Source organism: Paenibacillus beijingensis, assembly GCF_000961095.1.
Classification (GTDB): Bacteria; Bacillota; Bacilli; order Paenibacillales; family Paenibacillaceae; genus Paenibacillus_O; species Paenibacillus_O beijingensis.
The window spans coordinates 2,927,662-2,947,322 of record NZ_CP011058.1 but is presented as its reverse complement, the minus strand read 5'-3'; the positions used below and the strand labels follow the sequence as shown (position 1 = coordinate 2,947,322).

At 50.8% G+C, this 19,661-nt stretch carries 17 protein-coding genes and 1 pseudogene; 7 read left to right on the top strand and 11 right to left on the bottom strand.

Going from position 1 to position 19,661, the window contains the following annotated elements; translation table 11 throughout:
• Nucleotides 1-72 precede the first annotated feature (72 nt).
• Nucleotides 73-525, bottom strand: coding sequence for a GAF domain-containing protein (locus VN24_RS13400; protein ID WP_045670812.1), 453 nt, complete (start codon nt 523-525; stop codon nt 73-75).
• Nucleotides 526-793: 268 nt separating this feature from the next.
• Between VN24_RS13400 and VN24_RS13395 the strand changes: the two genes are divergently transcribed.
• Nucleotides 794-1,537, top strand: coding sequence for a Crp/Fnr family transcriptional regulator (locus VN24_RS13395; RefSeq protein ID WP_082083753.1), 744 nt, complete (start codon nt 794-796; stop codon nt 1,535-1,537).
• A 22-nt stretch (nt 1,538-1,559) separates the two neighbouring features.
• On the opposite strand, the gene VN24_RS13390 is transcribed toward VN24_RS13395, so the two are convergent.
• Nucleotides 1,560-2,330 (bottom strand): formate/nitrite transporter family protein, encoded by a 771-nt coding sequence (locus VN24_RS13390; RefSeq protein ID WP_045670811.1) that lies wholly within the window; start codon nt 2,328-2,330, stop codon nt 1,560-1,562.
• Nucleotides 2,331-2,695: 365 nt separating this feature from the next.
• On the opposite strand from VN24_RS13390, the gene VN24_RS13385 reads away from it, so the two are divergent.
• The 3 genes from VN24_RS13385 to VN24_RS13375 all read left to right on the top strand — a co-directional run bounded on the left by VN24_RS13385 (nt 2,696) and on the right by VN24_RS13375 (nt 5,562).
• Nucleotides 2,696-3,931 (top strand): acetate/propionate family kinase, encoded by a 1,236-nt coding sequence (locus VN24_RS13385; protein ID WP_045670810.1) that lies wholly within the window; start codon nt 2,696-2,698, stop codon nt 3,929-3,931.
• A 49-nt stretch (nt 3,932-3,980) separates the two neighbouring features.
• The gene (locus tag VN24_RS13380; RefSeq protein ID WP_052702931.1) at nt 3,981-4,571 is read left to right on the top strand and encodes a TetR/AcrR family transcriptional regulator; all 591 of its coding nucleotides are present in this window, start codon (nt 3,981-3,983) and stop codon (nt 4,569-4,571) included.
• A 193-nt stretch (nt 4,572-4,764) separates the two neighbouring features.
• On the top strand, nt 4,765-5,562 hold the full coding sequence (locus VN24_RS13375) for an alpha/beta hydrolase (RefSeq protein ID WP_045670808.1): 798 nt from the start codon (nt 4,765-4,767) through the stop codon (nt 5,560-5,562).
• A gap of 209 nt (nt 5,563-5,771) precedes the next feature.
• On the opposite strand, the gene VN24_RS13370 is transcribed toward VN24_RS13375, so the two are convergent.
• The 7 genes and pseudogenes from VN24_RS13370 to rlmN form a co-directional block, all read right to left on the bottom strand.
• Nucleotides 5,772-6,413 carry an NAD(P)-dependent oxidoreductase gene (locus VN24_RS13370; protein ID WP_045670807.1) on the bottom strand — a complete coding sequence of 214 codons (642 nt, stop codon included), beginning with the start codon at nt 6,411-6,413 and terminating at the stop codon, nt 5,772-5,774.
• A 111-nt stretch (nt 6,414-6,524) separates the two neighbouring features.
• Nucleotides 6,525-7,175, bottom strand: a complete 651-nt coding sequence (locus VN24_RS13365) for a DsbA family oxidoreductase (RefSeq protein WP_045670806.1) — start codon at nt 7,173-7,175, stop codon at nt 6,525-6,527.
• A 75-nt stretch (nt 7,176-7,250) separates the two neighbouring features.
• A complete protein-coding gene (locus tag VN24_RS13360; RefSeq protein ID WP_045673265.1) occupies nt 7,251-7,685 on the bottom strand; it encodes an Rrf2 family transcriptional regulator in 435 nt (144 codons plus the stop codon).
• A 110-nt stretch (nt 7,686-7,795) separates the two neighbouring features.
• Nucleotides 7,796-8,830: pseudogene (locus tag VN24_RS13355) on the bottom strand (potassium channel family protein); the annotation flags it as partial.
• 178 nt (nt 8,831-9,008) lie between these two features.
• Complete coding sequence (locus VN24_RS13350) at nt 9,009-12,545, bottom strand: S-layer homology domain-containing protein (protein ID WP_148505237.1); 3,537 nt, start codon at nt 12,543-12,545, stop codon at nt 9,009-9,011.
• 945 nt (nt 12,546-13,490) lie between these two features.
• A complete protein-coding gene (locus VN24_RS13345; protein ID WP_045670803.1) occupies nt 13,491-13,985 on the bottom strand; it encodes a GNAT family N-acetyltransferase in 495 nt (164 codons plus the stop codon).
• Between the two features lie 28 nt (nt 13,986-14,013).
• Nucleotides 14,014-15,084: a dual-specificity RNA methyltransferase RlmN gene (gene rlmN / locus VN24_RS13340; RefSeq protein ID WP_045670802.1), complete on the bottom strand. Its 1,071-nt coding sequence runs from the start codon at nt 15,082-15,084 to the stop codon at nt 14,014-14,016.
• 335 nt (nt 15,085-15,419) lie between these two features.
• On the opposite strand from rlmN, the gene VN24_RS13335 reads away from it, so the two are divergent.
• Together VN24_RS13335 and VN24_RS13330 are read left to right on the top strand one after the other, a co-directional pair.
• Nucleotides 15,420-16,592 (top strand): YhgE/Pip domain-containing protein, encoded by a 1,173-nt coding sequence (locus VN24_RS13335; protein ID WP_045673264.1) that lies wholly within the window; start codon nt 15,420-15,422, stop codon nt 16,590-16,592.
• Between the two features lie 285 nt (nt 16,593-16,877).
• Nucleotides 16,878-17,456: a TetR/AcrR family transcriptional regulator gene (locus tag VN24_RS13330; protein WP_045670801.1), complete on the top strand. Its 579-nt coding sequence runs from the start codon at nt 16,878-16,880 to the stop codon at nt 17,454-17,456.
• A 36-nt stretch (nt 17,457-17,492) separates the two neighbouring features.
• Here VN24_RS13330 and VN24_RS13325 read toward each other — a convergent pair whose 3' ends face one another.
• Nucleotides 17,493-18,440: an NADP-dependent oxidoreductase gene (locus tag VN24_RS13325; protein WP_052702930.1), complete on the bottom strand. Its 948-nt coding sequence runs from the start codon at nt 18,438-18,440 to the stop codon at nt 17,493-17,495.
• Between the two features lie 135 nt (nt 18,441-18,575).
• On the opposite strand from VN24_RS13325, the gene VN24_RS13320 reads away from it, so the two are divergent.
• Nucleotides 18,576-19,154, top strand: a complete 579-nt coding sequence (locus VN24_RS13320; RefSeq protein ID WP_158453671.1) for a TetR/AcrR family transcriptional regulator — start codon at nt 18,576-18,578, stop codon at nt 19,152-19,154.
• 32 nt (nt 19,155-19,186) lie between these two features.
• Here the strand turns inward: VN24_RS13320 and VN24_RS13315 are convergent, their stop codons facing one another.
• Complete coding sequence (locus VN24_RS13315) at nt 19,187-19,627, bottom strand: SRPBCC family protein (protein WP_045670800.1); 441 nt, start codon at nt 19,625-19,627, stop codon at nt 19,187-19,189.
• Nucleotides 19,628-19,661 lie beyond the last annotated feature (34 nt).

Genomic DNA, 19,661 nt, shown 5'->3' with positions numbered 1-19,661 from the left:
GCTATTTGAGACACTATCTTCCATCAATCATAACACAAAACGGCCGCTTCAATGATTGTGGCTGCGGTTTTGTTATTTCTGCAGCCCTGCGCGCATCGTTTCGAGCAGCCCGGGAATATGCGCGGACAGAAGCCGCACATCCTCCTCCCCATAGTTCAAGCCGCTCCTTCTCCCCAGCAGCAGAACGCCTCCCGCAGAGTGCCCCGTCAGCGCCGGAATCGGCATGGCGACCGCCGATAGCAGCTTCTCGGCCAGCATGACCGGACATTCGCGGACCGCAGAATCGTTCCCGATGCCGTTCACGATGTAAGGTCTTCCGAGACGCAGCGCCATTCCCGCCGCTCCGACGCCTGGCTTGACCGTCATTTGGCTGATGCGCCGGTTCCGGCTCCCCGCTTCACAGGTCCACCTCATAAGCCGATCGGATTCAACCGGCTGGGCGAATGCCCCGAAATCGCTGTCCGAACTCAAACAGAGCCGCTCCAGCTCCTGCGTCATCCATTGGCCGGTTGAGATCTTATTCAACCTGAAGCTCCCCTTTCAATCGGTCAATCCCCGTTCTTTTACGTACAATTCGCATAGGTCTATTGTAAAGAGTTGCAAACCATTTGTAAGTTAGGGAATCCCCTTAAAACGTGATGAGGGAATCGCCTCGGCTTGAGAGCCGGTTTCCCTCGGAAACGCCTTTCCCGAATCAGGATTTTCCCCTGCGCAAATTCCGGCCCTCCCCCGATGCGGCGGCCCGGCGGCATCGTTTACAATGAATGCAGAACAACCAAGGAGGCGTTGGCGAATGAGGAACGGACAAAGGGGCACCACGCTGATCGAAGAAACGGCCGCTGCTTTGAACAGCGGAATTGCGACGTTTTTTTCAGAGGAAAATATGGAGCGGCTGCAAGGGGTCATGTATGCGAAATCGGCTCGGGCCGGTTCGTATCTGTTCTGGGAAGGCGATGCGGCGGACAAATTGTATTATGTGAAAAAAGGCCAGGTGCGCATCACAAAATCGGCTGACAACGGCCGTACGCTGACGCTGTATTTGCATCTGCAGGGCGATTTGTTCGGGCAGGTCGATCCGTTCCGCGATTCCGTGCACGGATTTAACGCCGAAGTGACGGAAGACAGCGAAATCGGCATCATTCAGCAAAAGGATCTTGAAGTACTGCTGTGGCAGCACGGGGATTTGGCGATCGAGTTTATGAAGTTTATGGGGCTGATGCACCGGCGAACGCAGACGAAATTCCGCGATCTGATGATGTTCGGAAAGCCGGGGGCGCTCTGCTCGCTTCTGATCCGCCTCGGCAATACGTACGGGCAGCCGGGCGACAACGGTATTATAATCGGGATGAAAATGACCAATACCGAGATGGCGGACATGATCGGCACGACCCGGGAAAATGTGAACCGGATGCTGAGCGATATGAAGAAGGAGGACGTCATCTCCATGGAAGAAGGACATATCGTCATTCGCAACCTCAATTATTTAAGAGATATTTGCCGCTGCGAAAGCTGTCCGAAAGAAATTTGCCGGATGTAGCAAATGTCGGCTCCTTCTCGCATCAGTCTTTTTTCAAGTAAGCCGTCCCGTAAATTCCGGCTACAAACAAGCATCCGCCCGCGGCGTTGCCCAAGTACACGGGTACGAAATTTCGCGCATATTCCAGCCAAGTCGCCTGCCCTGCCATAATCGCGGCCGGCAGCAGGAACATGTTGGCGACGACATGCTGGAAGCCAAGCGCCACGAACGCCATCGTTGGAAACCAGACCGCCGCAATCATTCCCGCCCCATCCTTGGAACCGTAAGCCATCCACACCGCCGACGACACGAGCCAGTTGCACCCGATCCCCGAGATGAAGGCGATGCCCAGCGGTTCGTCCAGCTTGCTGCGGGCCAGCAGCGCCGTTCTCGCCAAGTAGGGGCCGTGCTCCGTCATACCGCCCAAATGTCCGAATAAATAAGCGATGTACAGAGCGCCCAGAAAATTGCCGGCCGTAATGACCGCCCAATTGGCGAGCCAGCGCCTGACGGACACCTTGCCAGCGTAACAGGCCATCGGCAGCGCCATCATGTTGCCGGTCAGCAGCTCGCCTCCGGCTGCGAGGCAAAGAATGAGACCGAGCGGAAACACGGCGGCCCCGAGCAAGCTGTTAAGGCCCCCCCATTCGGCAGGCAGAGCTGCGCTGACGCGGATCGCGAGCAGAAACCCGAGCGCGATAAAGGCGCCGGCTGCGAATCCGAGCGGGATTTGAGAGCGGAGCGGCATGTTTGCTTTTTTGACGCCTGCCTCCACGGCAAGCTGTGCGATCTGTTCCGGTTTCGCGAAGCCCATATGAACTCCCTCCGCTTCGTTGGTGTTGATACCAGCTTACCTTCTTTTTGCCGGAAGCGAAGTACAATCCGTCACATCTGAGAGCCGCCATGCAGCGCAGGAATTGACCGCCGCCGACGGGCAGATGTATAATTCTTCCATACGGTTGCCGAACGTTCGCCAATCCGTTTTTTCGCATGACGATTTGTACCGATCGAAAGGCGGTTCCTTCGACTTCGCGCCCGTCTTTAATGGATACGCTTTCATTTTTTTAATTCAATTGTAGTAGTAGACCTTATATCTTATAAAATCAACCGGCGATCGCCCCCTGCCAGCACGATATAGCGGTACCGGTTGCTTTTATGCCATGGAGGAGAAAAGCCGCTATGAACATTCTCGTCATTCATTCCGGGAGCTCATCGCTTCATTATCAATTGTTAGATATGCCCAGTGAGGCATGGATCGTCAAAGGGAGCATCGAACGCATCGGTACGGGTGACGCTCTCTATACCTCACAACGGCGTGACGGTGCAGTCGGAATGGAAACGCGGGAGCTGGCCGATCATGATGCGGCGGTCTCTTTTTTGCTGCGCGTGTTATCGGACCGGGCCGACGGCGCCGTTCAAAGCGTGCATGACATTCATGCTGTCGGGCACCGCATCGCGCACGGCGGCGAATTTTTCAAATCGGCGGTTCTGATCGACGGAGATGTGAAGATCAAGATTAAGCAGCTGTACGATCTTGCGCCGCTTCACAATCCTCCGCAAATGAAAGGGGTCTCCGCGGTCCAAAAATATTTGGCGGACACGCCCCAGGTCGCCGTTTTCGATAGCGCTTTTCATCAAACGATGCCGTCCCGGGCTTATCGATATGCCATTCCGAACGCGCTGTACCGCAAACACGGCATCCGGAAATACGGCTTCCACGGAAGCACGCATGAGTACGTCAGCCGCAGGGCGGCCGGAATGCTGAACGTTCCTCTGGAACAATTGAAAATCGTATCGTGCCATATCGGGAACGAAGCGAGCTGCACCGCGGTTGAGTTCGGCCGTTCGGTCGATACGAGCATGGGCATGACGCCTTTGGAAGGCTTGATGACCGGAACGCAATCCGGCGATCTCGATCCTGCGGTTCTTCTGTTTCTGATGAGGAAAGAAGATCTGACGGCGAACGAAATCAGCTCCCTGCTCCATAAACATAGCGGACTGTCAGGCATTTCCGGCATTAGCGGCGACGTTCCAGAATTAATCGCAGCGGCCGGCGGCGGCAATTCGTCCGCACAGCTTGCATTGGATATGTATGAGTACCGGATAATCAAATATATCGGCGCCTATGCGGCGGCGATGAACGGGATCGACGCGCTCGTATTTACCGGAGACGTTGGAGAGGGCTGCGCCGCCATGCGCGCCCGAATTTGCCGGCAGCTGTCCTACGCCGGTATCCGGCTCGACGATGCGATGAACGGGACCGGTCCTTTCGGAGAAGGCGAGCCGCCGGCTCCGGCGGAACAAGTCATTTCTTCGGCCGACTCGGGCGTGAGCGTGCTTGTCATTCCCGCAGATGAAGCGCTGTTGATCGCCCGAAAAACGTATGAGCTGCTTCGAGAACGAACTAAAAATTAGGGTTGACATTCTACCTACCAGTAAGTAGAATGACTTTGAGGTGATAAACATGAACCGAGCGGAGCAAATCGTGAGCGTAGCTCACCGACTGATGCTTGAAAGGGGGTACAGCGCGTTCAGCTACGCGGACATTGCGGATGTCATCGGCATCCAGAAGGCCAGCATCCATTATCATTTTCCTTCAAAGGATAACCTGGTGCAGAAGGTCGTTCAGCATTACCGCGGCGGGGTGCGAAGCAACTTATCGCAGCTTGACTCGTTAACCGATGATCCGCGCAAGAAGCTGGAACATTACCTGAACTATTGGAACGCATGTCTGCAGGACAAGGCGATTGATATTTGTCTATGCGCACAGCTTGCATCCGAAATTCCGATTTTACCGGAAGAAGTCCGCGGCGAAGTTCAAGCGCATTTCCAGGAATTAACCGGATGGATTGCCAATTTGCTTCGGGAAGCTTCCGAGGCCAAGCAGTATGAACGATCCGGCCGCTCCTTTGAAGAAGATGCTGCGATGATTTTGGCCGCCGTTCACGGAGGAATGCTTGCCGCGAGAACGTTTAATGACGGAACCCAATTTCAGGCTATTTCCAGCCAAATATTAGATCAACTAAACGCGGCACGTTCCGGTAAAGAGAAGTAAATATTTTTTTTAACCAATACCTACCTACTAGTAGGTTAAATAGCGAAGCGAATGCTTCCGAAGCAGTTTTTGTTGCGATGATCAAGCATGCAGGCAAGCTTCACAAAAACTTAAGCGAATGCTTTCGAAGCAGTTTTTGTTGCGATGATCAGGCAAGTAGCCTAACTTCACAAAACTTTAAGGAGAGATTAACATGAAAAAACCGACGATTCTTTTTATTCATGGAGCTTTTATGACTCCCAAATCCTGGGATCCGATGATCCGTTATTTTACGGCAAAGGGTTATCCTACTCTGGCTCCTGCATGGCCGTTTCATGAACAAGAGCCGGCAGTACTGCGGGCAGATCCATCTCCGCTATTAAGCCGGATCACATTGGAACTGCTGACGGAACATTATGCCAAAATTATACGCGCGCTGCCCGAAAAACCGATTCTGATCGGCCATTCCTTCGGCGGGCTGCTGACGCAGCTGCTCATGGACCGGGATCTCGGACTGATGGGAATTGCCATCGACCCGGCCGCACCCCGGGGCATCATCGCCGGCACCTATCCGACCGTTGTCAAATCGGTAGGAAGTATCCTGTCCAAACCGTGGCGCAAAACCGGGATGCTGTCGTTAAAGGAATTCAAGTACTCTTTTGTCCATACGTTGCCGAAGGCTGAGCAGGAGCTGGCTTACGAGCAGCACGTCGTACCGGAGACGAGCCGGATCTTTTTTCAAGCCGCACTGTCGGCACTCAGTCCAAAAAGTCCGGCTGCGGTCAATTTCAATAACGGAAACCGCGGGCCGCTGCTGATCATCGCCGGAGAGTTTGACCGCATTGTCCCCGCTGCGATGGTCCGCAAAAATTATCGTCTGTACAAGTCCGGGGCCGTGACGGATTTCAAGGAATTCCCCGGCCGCACGCACTGGATCATTGCGCAGCCGGGCTGGGAAGAAGTGGCCGATTACATCGAAGCTTGGATGGTCGGGCAAGGAGCCTATCTTTAACCCGCTTTTACGCTGGACTTACCGGGGCTGGGTGCTCCTGCGGCGGGTTTATTGAACAGTGACCCGATTCCGACGAGAGGGGTGCGATGCGGCTGACAACGAGATACGACTTGGAACGAAACCAAATAAAAATGAAATAAGCTGACTTTCGATGGATGGATTACCGTCGAAGTCAGCTTATCATTTGGTACTTTGTCGCTGCTATGATACTATTCAGCTTCAGAAACGAGCGTGAATCGTTCATTCTCGTGCTGCGGGTGTTCAATCTCATCGACGACGGCAATGGCATAGTCGGCGTAGCTGACGTAGCTTTCGCCTTTCGCATTGACAAGCAGATGGTCTTTGCCTTTCGTGTACGTTCCCGTACGCTTGCCCTCCGGATTGAAATAGGCTGACGGGCTAATAAACGTCCACTTGATGCCGGTCGAGCTGATCAGTTCATCCAGATTTGTTAATTGGTTTGTGGCGGTTGCCTTGAATATTTCAGGGAACTCCGGCGTATCGACCAAACGGACGATCTTCGCTTCGTCGACATATAAGCTTCCCGCTCCCCCAACGACGATCAATTTCGTAGCGGGTGCTCCCTGCAGCGCGCCGATTAATACGCGTCCCGCTTCGACATGAAGATGCTCCTGCCCGAGTGGCGCTCCGAAAGCGTTGACGACCACGTCAAACGGCTGAATATCGGCTGCCGTTAATGCAAAAATATCCTTTTCGAGAACCGCCGCCGATTCGGCATCCGCTTTGGCCGCGTCCCGAACGATTGCCGTCACTTCGTGCCCTCTGGATACCGCTTCCTTCAAAATAAGGCTTCCGGCTTTGCCGCTTGCTCCGATAATTCCGATTTTCATACGTAAAACCTCCAATTTTATTTAAAATAGGTTGCGGTTTTCAGTTACGGTTTAGCAATTGTCATTCGGTTAGCAGGTTATCATCTCGATTCGACAGATTGCCCGCTGCGGTTAGCAGCTGCCATTCACGTCGCAGCTCAGGCCAGCCGGCGCATCCGCAGTCCGTTTGCTCAATTCCTTCGCGAGCACTTGCTCGAACACGTCCTTGCCTGCGGCGCCCTGCAATCGTTCTTCGCCGATGATAAAGGTAGGAACGGCCGTTATTCGGGCTTCCTCGAAGGCATGCTGAAGCGCCTCCCGCTGAGCGTCCCGATAAGTCCCTGCTTGCAGCGCCTGCCGAAATTCCGCTTCATCCAAACCGATTTCTCCCGCCAGTCGAGTCAAAATATCGAGCTCTCCAATATTTTGCTCCTCCTGAAAAAAGGCTTTGAAAATCCGGTTGTTGTAAGCTTCGCCTTTTCCCTTTGCTGCGGCAAAATGGAACCCCTCGAACGCCAAACCGGTATATGGATGCGGCGAAACGTTCGGCAGCTTCATCTCTACGCCCCACTTTGCAGCTGCAGGCGCGATATAGGAATCCCACGCGGCCCGTTTTTGGGGATCGTTAACCGGATCCAGTTGCGGAGCGGGACTTGGACGAAGCTCGAACGGCTTCCATTCCACTTCCACGTCTTTTCCGCGAATCGCTTCCTCAAAAGGAGCTTTAGCCAGATAACAGAACGGACAAACATAATCGGAATAGACGCTTATTTTCAATGACATAATCTTGTTGAATCTCCTTTCCGGTTTATTGTCGTTGTACCCATTATAGTTACATCTCGATTAAAAAAATAGGCATCAGATGCCGATTTTTTTGTTTAAGGAGGTGACGATATCATCCAGGTAAATGTTTGCCAGAACCTGTTCCATCGCTTCCTGCGCGCGCAGCAGCACGATCTCGAGCACCGCTCCAATGTTGGCGCCGACCGGACAATCCGGATTGGGGTGATCATGGAACTGAAACAGCTCTCCTTCCTCCACCACTTCAACCGCTTTATAAATATCGAGCAGTTTAATCTCACTCAGCGGCTTGCGAAGAAAGGCGCCTCCTGTTCCCCGGCGTATTTCGAGCAGACCGGCCTTTTTCAGCATTCCCATAATTTTGCGGATGACGACCGGATTCGTATTAACGCTACCCGCGATCCACTCGGATGTGCAGAGCACCTTGGACTGCTGAATCGAAACAAGCGATAAAATATGAACGCCTACGGTAAACCGGCTGCTGATCTTGATGACCGTCACCCCCCTTCATTGTAACTTGAATGGTTACATCTTCTGAGACTATAATAAAGTTAGCGCAACGAGGTGTCAATCTTTTTTTAAAGCAATTTTTGGAATCAGAATTATAACGTCAACCGTTGATACGTTTCCTTGTCGCAAATCACAAACAACCGTGCATTTGCCGGAATCTCTTCATGAAGCCTCTTGCTGATGTTGAGGTTTTCGCCGTCGGAAATTAATGTCGCCCCTTTGCTCAGCAAATCCTGAAATGCATCATTAAAAGTCAGCCAGCGCTTATCCTTTGAAATTTCGTAAAGATCTTCGCCATAGGAACGGGTTAACAGCTGCGTAAGAATTTTCGAGCTCCCGGGGTTAAATGCGCTGCGTACAGCCAATTGGGAGATCGTTTCGCTTCCAAAAATAAACTCATCGATCCGGATATGTTGGAAATTCGGAACATTTTCTTTATTTCTAACCTCGGCAATGGTATATACATGGCCAAAATTTCGTTCAATCATGGTCGCGATCAGCAGTGTTTTTCCATCAATAAAGGATGGATCCCGCACCGTATCCTGAAATTGAGTTACCTCATCGGCAAAAATGAAGACGGCCCTGGCCTTGGACATGTTGGCCATCTCTAACGTCTCCAATTGCATGGCGTTCCCTTGAACATAATGAACGCGGTCATGGAAAAGCGGGGATTTCTCAAGCAGATCGATCAGAACAATCTCCGCCTGCGGATCCGTGTCCAAAATTTCTTTAATGGCATTCTCCGCGTGCTTGCTCCAATCAATAATGACAAAATGATTTTGCCCGACATACCGCAATTTGCCTTCCTCCTTCTTGCGTTGGTACATAAACATAGCATCCACAATTTTGCTGATCGTAACGGAAATAAGCCCGATGCCAAATATGTATACGACCATACCCAACATTTTGCCCGCTGCGGTATGGGGGTAGTAGTCCCCGTATCCGACCGTTGTCACCGTTGTCATGACCCACCATAAGCCATTAAAGCGGTTCCCAAACGTCTCCGGCTCCAGTTCATAAGCCAATAAGGAACTGCAGGCAATGAAGAGCACGGAAACGCCAAAAATAAAGTTATTGTTCATTCGTACGATTCGCATTAAAAATTTGGTGAGAAAAAGCATCGTTTCCTCCTTTCGAGCCGCTTCCCTTTTCGATTTTCTTTATTTTAGCACAATGGTTTCCATTGGATGGATATTACGATAAGGTGAACATCCTATTGTCAAGCAGCGTTTAGCCTTTAAATCAACTCCCGGATAAAAAAACGGATACCGACCGAAACTTAAGGCCGATATCCGTCATATATCGTTAAATCATCTTTAACGTCTTCAGCACCCGATACAATAGCTCCGCGCTCTCGGCGCGTGTCGACTTCTTGTCGGCTTCTATCTTAAATGGTTCACTCTTGTTTAAGATACCCTCCCGAAGCAAAGTATCTACGGCTTGCTCCGACCAGGCATCATAACCTTTGTCTGTGTCGAATAACTGCTTGGTTCCCGAACTTTGCTGTTCATAACCGCCATAGGTTAAAGCCTTGTACAAAACGACTGCCATCTCCTGTTGTGTGATGGTTTGATTCGGCCGGAAATTACCGTCCGTATAACCTTTCAAGAGACCGGTGCGAACGCCTGCAGAAACGGCATCATAATACCAGGCTCCCTTCTTCACATCTTTAAAGGCGGAAGATTCGGCAGAAGGCACAATGCCAAGCGCTTTGATCAACATAGAAGCGAACTCGGCGCGGGTCACAGAACCATCAGGTTTGAATGAACCATCCGTATAACCGCGAATGACCATGCGGGTGGCCATTTTATCGATGGCATTCCGGGCGAAATCCGACGGCTTCAAATCATTAAACCCGGTTTTATTGGTAACAATGGAATAAACGGAGTTGCCTTTGCGATATATGGTCGCCGTTACAATGTCTCCTTCCTGCTTGAATGTCGCAGGGACGGGCGATACGGTGCCGGTGACCGGATCGATGGTGACGGCCGATAACGTCTCGACAGGCGCGCTTGATAACTTGAACCTGATGATATGCCCTAAATAGACAGCTGTATTGTTGATTTCAATCAAACGGCCTGCCGCTTTCTTGATTCGGATCGAGAAGTCGAACAGCGGGGCTACCGCTTGAAACGATTGTTTATCCAGCGATTTATGGGCAGCAGCCGCTTCCGTCAGTTTTCGAATGCTGACCACAACACGGTCTTCCCCGTCGATCTTCATGCCGGTTGCTTTCAGGGCCGAAGCCGGAAGAACGAAACCGGAATCATCGGCTTCAATATGAACCCACGCTTTTTCCTTCGATTGCATCAATTTGGTCAGCTGATCGCCGCGCAGCGTGACTTGAATTTCATCCGCCGGATTGCTCACCTTAAGCTTCAGTTCATTTGATTCGCTGCTCCCTTTTTTCAATTCGGCATCGAGTGCTGCATCGTTAAGCGTTACCGCAGCCAAGGATGCTCCGTCTGCGGATTTACCCATCTTGACTAGAGCAACTGTTCCGGATTCGTGAGCTTGAGGAACCTGCGCGCCTGTATCTCCCCCAGGATCGCCGTCGGGTGTTCCGCCTCCAGGTACAGGTACAACAGGTGTGCCCCCACCTGGTGCAGGAGCAACAGGCGCTCCGCCTCCAGGTGCAGGTGTAACAGGCGTTCCGCCTCCAGGTGCAGGTGTAACCGGCGTACCTCCTCCAGGTGCAGGTGTAACTGGCGCTCCGCCTCCAGGTGCAGGTGTAACAGGTGCTCCGCCTCCAGGCGCAGGTGTAACAGGACCACCTACTCCCGGTTCAGGTACTACAGGTGCAGGTACTACAGGCACGCCTCCTCCGGGTGCAGGTACTACAGGCGCGCCTCCTCCCGTCCCGCCAAACGGAGGATACGTATTATAGACCGGGAAGCTTTCTTTCTTGCCTGGCGTTGTAACCGTAACATATAACAGCCTTTCATTCTCATCAAGAGCTAAACCCGAGATAACAGCGGATGTGCTTCCGGTTGCAACCGAAACCTGACCGTACAATTCTCCGTTATCTTTATACGCTTTGACTAAGTCGCCTGCATGAAGGCCGGTTACGGTTATTTTATCGGACGCTCCCGGCGGTTCATTGAAGACGGTTATTTGCTCAGCGGCCGGGGCAAGGGTCATCAGGTCGGGGATCTCGGTCAAAACATAACCTGGCGCTTCAAGTCCATCCTGATCGAGCATCTGAATGGCAAGCATATAAGCCCCTTCCGGTACTGCTGTTCCTTTCGGAATGCCAAGTTCGTAACCGGGTTTACCGGAAGCGGCAACCGACCCGATTGGATCGCCGAGAAAACCATTTTCATCAGCAAAATAGACAGCATAGCGATCGCCGGCCCTCTCATCGTCCGCACGCGCAAAGCTCACCTTGCCTTCGATCACACCCGGTGCAGGATCAGTATCCGTTAAAATTGCATTACCAACAAAGTAGGCAGGGAAATCCCAAAGCCGTATAAGCAACTTGGCGCCTTCCATTCTTATTCCATCTCTGGTCACCGGTACAATTCCGATTTTATTTACTTCAGGTGGAAGGGTCTGCTGCCAAATGGAATAAGAATAAGAACCGTCCGGTTGACGCTGATAGGGATAAATAGAATCCCGACGTGTCGCAGCTACTCTTTGATTGGAAATATCATAATAATTGATTTCGTAGTGATCTACCAAGAGATCCATCGGTCCCGGTCTAAACGTAATATTCCCTTCAATCCGCAACGTGTCCGGATTCTCATCCAGGAATTCGGCTTCCTTCGGTCTCATTCCCTCTTCTACCTGGGATTTCATGTCTTCTAGGCTATCGAATTTATAGAGGATGAAAGGTCCGTTTTCGCTCGGTAAGCCGGTTCCGCCGTACAATATAATCGATCCGTCATCCTTAATGTAGCCATTGCCTATCGGGAAAGGCAGCTTGTAAATCGGGTTGAACGTATCCCGGTCGTAAAAAGCGGTGCTGCCGATAACGAGATTACCTTTCGCAAACAATAAATGGGCGTAATAATAACCGTCTTTATACTCACCGTAAATCCGGCTTAAATCGCTGGAGGAAAATCTTCTTGCAGCATAATAAACATACGGGTCATCTTGCAGGATTTCTTTAGTCGAACTATAGAATCCGCCGGTTGTATGCTGAACAATCTGTCCGGATGCCGTGTCCATCCTATAAAGGTTACTTCCGGATGAATCGGTTTCTCCTATCCACAATGACGAAGCGTCGGGGCTCATAGTCAGCTTGGGCTCGCTGTAGGTGGCGGCATAGTTCGTGTAGACGGATTGCCAAACACTTACACGGCCCCAACTGCCCGTATTCGTATAATAGACTTTCTCCGTACCGGCCGCCACATCCGCTGTTAACTCACCGACTTCCAGTTCGGTAATGGGCGCCATAAAGTCGGTTTCGTGATTCGTATCGACCTTTGCAATATGCGTGCTGCCTTCCAATGATATGTATAGAATACCGTCACGGATATCGACATCCGTAGGCTTGGAACCGACATAGCGGTCGGCCGCAACCGTCCATGATTCCGTATCGATCTGGAGCAGCCGGTTCGCCTCTGGCGCGATTGCGTATAAGTACTTTTCGTTCTCTCCTATTGCCCAGGCAGTAATATTGCGATTTAGATGGATCATACCGTCCACGTTCTCGTATTCAATGGCTTTCGGAGACGGATTAAGGTTAAAGGCTTGTTTATGGATAATGGGTGAATCGAAAATATTGCTGTATACATTTCGGCTGCTATCCGCCACGGCTGTTGAATTATTATACAGGGTGTCATAGGTTGCAACCGTTGTTCCTTCATTCTTCGTATAAATTCCCGTTTTCGTATACACATAAGCAGAGTCTGCAAATAAAACTCCGCCGTTGAAGGTGGAAATAATGCTGCGCGAATCGGGATTTACGCGGATCCTATCATAATAAATATCGCCGTTATCGATAAAGAGTGAAGACGCATAACCGCCCTTATCCGGCTCGAAAGACCACAGCTTCGCACCGGAAGTTGTTTGGTAGGCGTTAAGCAGGTAACTGGAAATACCCGTTTCGCCCGCATATAGCCGGTGAGCCGTCCGGTCGACAGCCAACTCGGGTTGGAAGATGTAGGAGTCAATGACGGAATCCATACCGCTCGTGAGGTCTTTCCAATGGATATCGCTCCATTGGTCTCCGTCAGCGTAAAACAAGCTGTTCCCATCCACCGCAACCTTCGAAGGCTGTATAATTGTGGGAATGGTGGATTCTACGGTTTTGTCATCCAGGTTGACGACGGCAATGTAGGTGGCTCCGCTTAACGCAACATACAATTTATTGCCCGCCAACTCCATGCCCCTAGGGCGCGAACCGACAGCCAGCCTTTTGTCGATCTGCATCGTGTCCGTCCGGATAAACAATAGCTCATTGGAATCTCTTGCAGACGCATAAAGATAACCTCTTTGCTCATCAATCTTCATCGTATCGATCAATGACCCCGCATCGACCGATACATCCGACACAACCGGGGAAAAGGCGGCTGCACGAGCGGCTGGTACGGCGTTATAGAAGATGGATATTATCATTGCCGCGATGCCTATCAGTATCCATCTTTGAGAAAATCTTTGCACCATTCATAATTCGCCCTTTCAATACATTAATTTACATTCAATCTATTATAACCTTAAGAAATAGAAGGGAGAAGAGGGGATATTTGTAGAAAATGATAAAAACCCGCCTCTGTACGAAGCGGGTAGATCGATGAAATATCGATTCGATAATTAAACCGGAATCTGCAGTTGATAATCGAATCAATCAACCACATATTTATAAAACACGGTGTCGACGTGCACCACCGGGAAACGGTCCGGCAGCTCGCTGCGCTCAATGCTTGCAAATCCATTCTTTTCGTAAAAGCGATGAGCAGCTAAAAATTGGGCGGTTGTGCCGAGGTAAATTTCCTTGACGGACTTCTCTTTTGCCCATGCGATCGCATGCTGCAATAGCCGGTAGGCGGTTTTCAACTCCGGTCCCCGGTATTCTTTGGCAACGAACATCTTTCGAAGTGCAACCTTATGATGGCCGATGTCCAGCAGGCTGATTGTCCCGACAACTTTATCGTCGTGAATCGCAACCCAGAAGTTGCCGCTGCCCGTCTGGTAAAAACGTTCGATGTTGAACAAATCCGGCTGGTCCTCTTTTGTAATCGGAATATCGTATTCCTGCTGCTGAATGTGCAGGATCAAATCGACGACTTGAGCTTGATACGCATCGAAATATTCCTTTACGACCGGGGCGCTGCTCATCTTGTTTCACCGTCCAATCCAATTAGAATTACTGCAAAACGGTATCTTTCCTGATCTGTTTGCTTCTTAACTGGCCGCAGGCGGCATCGATATCGGTTCCATGCTCGAGGCGGACGCTGCAATTGATGCCGTGCTTTTTGAGCGTATCGTAAAAGGCCAGTATCGTCTCCCGACCGCTTCGTTGATATTGGCTGTGCTCATCGACCGGATTGTAGGGAATCAGGTTCACCGTTGCGAGATCGCGCCTGTCGCCGATCAGCTCAATAAGCTCGAGCGCATGTTCCTTTTGGTCGTTTACATCCTTCAGCAGGATATATTCGAGCGTAATTTTGCGGTTCGTCCTGGACAAATAATAATCGATGGCGGGCATTAACTTCTCGAGCGGAATAGCCCGGTTAATCTTCATAATCCGCGTGCGCAGCTCGTTGTTCGGCGCATGCAGCGAAACCGCGAGATTTACGTTCAGCTCGGAATCCGTGAACTCAATCATTTTATCGGCCAGCCCGCTTGTCGACACGGTGATATGCCTTGCGCCGATGGCCAATCCCTTATGATCTTTAATGACCTCAATAAAATCGGATAGATTCGCAAAATTATCAAACGGCTCGCCGATCCCCATCACGACCACGTGGCTGACCCGCTCTCCTTCTCCCGCTTGATCGAGATGATGCTGCACTTTCATAATTTGACCGACGATTTCGCCGCCGGACAGATCGCGGCTTTTCGCTAACAGTCCGCTTGCGCAAAAGCTGCAGCCGATATTGCAGCCGACTTGGGTCGTCACGCAAACCGACAAGCCGTATTTATGTCTCATCAATACCGTCTCAATGAGATTGCCGTCCTGCAGCTTGAACAAAAACTTGATCGTTCCGTCGGCAGATTGCTGCTTCACGTGTTCGTCCAACGTTTGAATGACGAAATGCTCCGTCAATAATTGAATGCACTGGTCATTGACGTCCGTCATGCCGGAGAAATCCGTCACCCGCTTCCGGTAGAGCCAATCCCACACTTGCGACGCCCGGAACTTCTTATGACCGCGCTGCGCCAGCCAATCTTCCATACGATCGAACGTCAATCCATAGATGGATTCTTTTTTCATTCGTTAACCTCTTTTCCCAACGTTAAAATTCAATCCTATTCAAGCTTTAGGAGCCGAAATGAACATTTGGTTTATTATTGTCCTAAACGTTTCATTTAGTCAAATCTTTTCATGCTTAAACCGGTTCAATAACTGATTGCACCAATCCAAGTAAAGGCGTTCAAATTCGATGCCGAACATTAGGTTAACTTTGACCCATAAAAGCTTTATTCACAAACGCAGAATATAGGTTAATATTTACCTATAAATTTTGTTGACGACTGCGAATTTATAGATTATATTTTACCTATGTCAAACATAACCTTTCAAAAAAATGAGGAAATGGGGAAATGAAAATGAAAAACGCGTTACGGATGTATTTGAAAAAACCGCAATCCAAAATTGCGGTGATCATCGCCTTGATGGCTCAGCTTATTTTTTGTATCGTGTGGATGACGGCTTATGATGGGGTTCTCGATCGGGTCAATCATTTGAAAATTGCGATCGTGAATGAAAACGGCGAGTTTGGAAGCAACATTGCGAAACAGCTGCAGAGCAATTTGCCATTCGAAGTATCGACAGCATCGCAAGAGGCGGCCATGGACGACCTTGTGCAGCGTAAAGTCCATCTCGTATTGACGATCCCGGACAAATTCCAGCAGTCTTTAACAACTCCCGGCATGCAGGCTCATCTCTCCTACACGATCAATGAATCGAACCCGCAGCTTACGAAAAACGTCATGCAAACGATCATTACCAAAGTGACCGACGAATTGAACCGCAACGCCTCGCTTCAAGGAACCGAGGCCGTCCTTCAGCAGTTAAAGCTCCCTCCGCAGCAAGCGGAGCAAACCGCAATAAGCATTTTGAACAAAGTCGATTCCAATGTGAAGTCTCTCAATCCCGTGAATGGCATGCACAATCAAATGGTTCCGATGATGCTGGTGCTGGCCTCCTATGTTGGCGCCATGATGATGGCCATGAACATCCATCAAGTTGCGGAATCGATCGGATCCGCCGTTTCGAAGTGGCATCACTTTGCCGTCCGTGTGCTCGTCATTGTCGTCGCCGCCGCTCTCATCTCCATCGTCGGTTCTTCCCTGATAGCCGCACTGGGCGGACAAATGGAAAGCGGATTTGCTTCCTTCTGGCTGTTCCACTTTTTGACCTTGTTCACATTCATGCTTTTCGCGCAAATGTTCCTGATCGTAATGGGCATGGCGGGCATGTTCTTGAATATGACCGTGCTTTCCTTGCAGCTCGTAACGTCCGGAACGATCGTGCCCCGTCAAATGTTAAGCGGCTTCTATCAATCGCTCGGCCATTATTTGCCGGCAACCTATGCGGTCGAAGGCATCATGAACCTGCAATTTGGCGGCGTGCACACCGGAGAGGATGTCGAGGTTCTGTTCGTCATTATCGTGAGCACCGTATTGCTTTCCTTGCTTGTTACAGCCTTGAAAAAACAGGCCAAACCGGCGCAAACCGACTCCGCTCCAGCAGCCGAGCTTTCCGCAGCCAACTCGTAATCCATTTCAGACTGTTGCCCCCAAACCTCCACAATCTGAACGGCTGTTTTCCTCACCTGGCAACTGTCTTCAGGCCCATTAGCTTCAAACGAAAAACGAACCGTTAAGGTGAGATCCTTGAACGGTTCGTTTGCATTTGAGGCCGACCGAATGAATTTAAGGTCTGAGGTCCGCTGGATTTGCTTGGTTACTCACCAACTGACAAAATTAAATATTTGTTACTAAATATTCGATGTGTTACACTGTTTTCAAGGAGGTGACATACGACGTAACTGTCGTATTTGTATGGATAAAAATTCGGACGTGTTAACGAAAGAGCAGATCTTGATCGCTACGGAGGAGACGCTTAGACGTTACGGTGTCGCCAAAACCTCCGTTACAGATGTTGCGAAAGCATTAGGCGTAAGTCACGGTACAATTTATCGTCACTTTAAGAGCAAGGCGGAGCTTCTTGAAGGAGCAACGCAAATGTGGCTGGATGAAAAAATCATTGCACCGCTAACGGACATCTGTCACGACTCTTCACTGAATGGCGTCAAACATTTAAAAACCTATATCCGCACGTTGATTGAACTAAAACGGCACTATGCCTTTGAAGACGAAGAGCTGTTCCGTATGTATGCCAAAGTGACGGAAGAAGCCGCCGATTTAATCCATACGCATATCGGACACATCACGGACCAATTGAGCCAAATCATTACCCGCACCGGTATCAAAACGGATAACCCTGCCCAATTGGGAAGCTCCATTTTCTTTGCGACGACGCGATTTCATCATCCGGCGCATGCACACGAATGGAGAAGCGCCGTCATTGACGAGGAATTTTCAGATGTTTGGGATCTCATTGAAAAAGGTTTTGCATGAATAATCGATAGCACCAACAGGGTATCGGAAAAATCGTCAGCGACTGATTTCGATGACGATTTTTCCCCTAGCCCGCCGGCTTTCGCTTCGCTCATGTGCGCGACGGGTCTCCTCCAGCGGTACAACCATGTCGAGCGCGACCCGCAAATCGCCCTTGTCGAACATGTTTGCGATTGTTTCCAGGGTTGTCTTCGATATTTGAAGAAGCTGCACTTCATTCACCGTCACATTCCGCGCAGCCGCCTTCTCTGCATTGTAATGCCCGAACGTCACCGGGACGAGCCGACCTCCGGAACGAAGCGTTTCCAGCAGCATGTCGCCGTTTGGCCCACCGATCGTATCGATCGCCAGATCAGCCTGCCACGGCGTCCCCTCAAGCGGCGCCGCCGTATAGTCGAGCACTTCGCCGGCGCCAAGTCCTCGTACGAAATCCGCATTGCGTCCGGATGTGACGCCGATCACCCGCGCCCCCGCCTGCTTGGCCAGCTGAACGGCAAAGTGGCCTACCCCGCCCGCAGCTCCATTTACGATCACTGTCTCGCCCGCCTGCAGCCGGCCCTGCTTGTTTAACGAATGCCAAGCCGTGAATGAGGACATCGGCACCGCCGCTGCCTGTACGTGGCTGAGCGCCGCCGGCTTGTGCGCGAGCTGCGATTCCGGAACGGCGACATATTCGGCGCACGCACCGCTGTCGGCCGTCATGCCGAATACTTCATCGCCTACCCGGAATAAGCTCGAGCCAGGCCCGACCTCCTCGACAACACCGGAAACGTCCCAGCCCGGAATATAGGGCAACGGGAACCGGTTGCCGGCTAAGCCGGAACGGATCTGCCAGTCACCGGGATTTACGCCTGCGGCATGAACGCGGACAAGAACCTCATGCTTGGCAGGCTTTGGCCGCGGAACCTTTTCCACTTGCAATACTTCGGGGCCTCCATGACTATGGTAACGGATCGCTTTCATCGTTACAGCATCAATGACCAAAGGACATCATTCCTTTCTGCCAGAACTGTAACTATAATAGAAGGGATAACGAATCGGGGTCAATCCACAATCCTTATGCGCGATCGGATAACCAACAAACGGGCCGAATTGTCCGATAAAAGGGAGGAGCTGCGCATGGAAGCAAGCAAGAGAAGCGACAGGCGTATCGGTCGATCGCAAAGGATGCTCAAACAGGCGTTCATCGACCTTATGCGGGAAAAAGGCTTTTCCTCCATTACAATTCAGGATATAACCGACAAAGCGGATGTGAACCGCAGCACATTTTACACCCATTTCCCTGATAAATACGCGCTCCTCGAGACGACGATCAGGGAGAAATTCCAGCGGATACTGGAGTCGAAGCTGTCTCCGTCCGCACAGTGGAATCCTGAAAATCTGCGCATACTGATTCAAGCAGTGCTTGAGCATTTTAAAAGCCTGAACGGCCGGTGTTATCCCGTCGATACGATAAATCCGATCTTCGAGCGCACCGTCCAGGAGGAGGTATATTCGCTGCTGCTGCACTGGTTGAAGCTAAGCCGAGCGGAACCAAGCGAGTGGCCATTTCCGGCGGAAACGTTGGCGCTGATGACGAGCTGGGCCATCTTCGGGGCGGCAGCGGATTGGAGCAAAGGCACGAGCCGGCTGTCGACGGAGCAGATGACCGAGCATGTATTGGCGGTTATAACAGAAGGTACCATTAAGTTGCTTTAAAACGACGGCGGCGGCTTTTCCACCAATAACGTTTATTTATTTACCGCATTCGATTCGAAGATGGATTTCAATACATTCAAATTGTTCTTCACTTCGCTTTGGATATTGCCCTTGAACAAATTTAACAGCAGCCGGCTGACGCCCTCCGGCTTCAGAATGACATCGTTCGTCAGCAGCGTCCGATTTCCCGCCTGCTGCAGCTCATATTTCATCTCATAAGGAAATCTGCCGCCGGCTGCTTCGAAATGAAGGAACCGGTTTTGCCGAGACTCCATGATCGTCACCGTTTCCGTCTCTGTCGATTGTCCCAAATCTCTAGTTAACCGGTAGATCTCGCTTCTCCGGCCGTCGATCGGCTCAACGCTCATGACCGCATAATTCCATATTGAAAAATTGTCCATTTTCCTTAGAAAGTCATACACGAGATTGACGCTGCTTTCAATCGAAATCTCATTGCGGAATGAAATTTCCATGTCGATCATTCCTCCTCAAATACCGCGTGCCCGC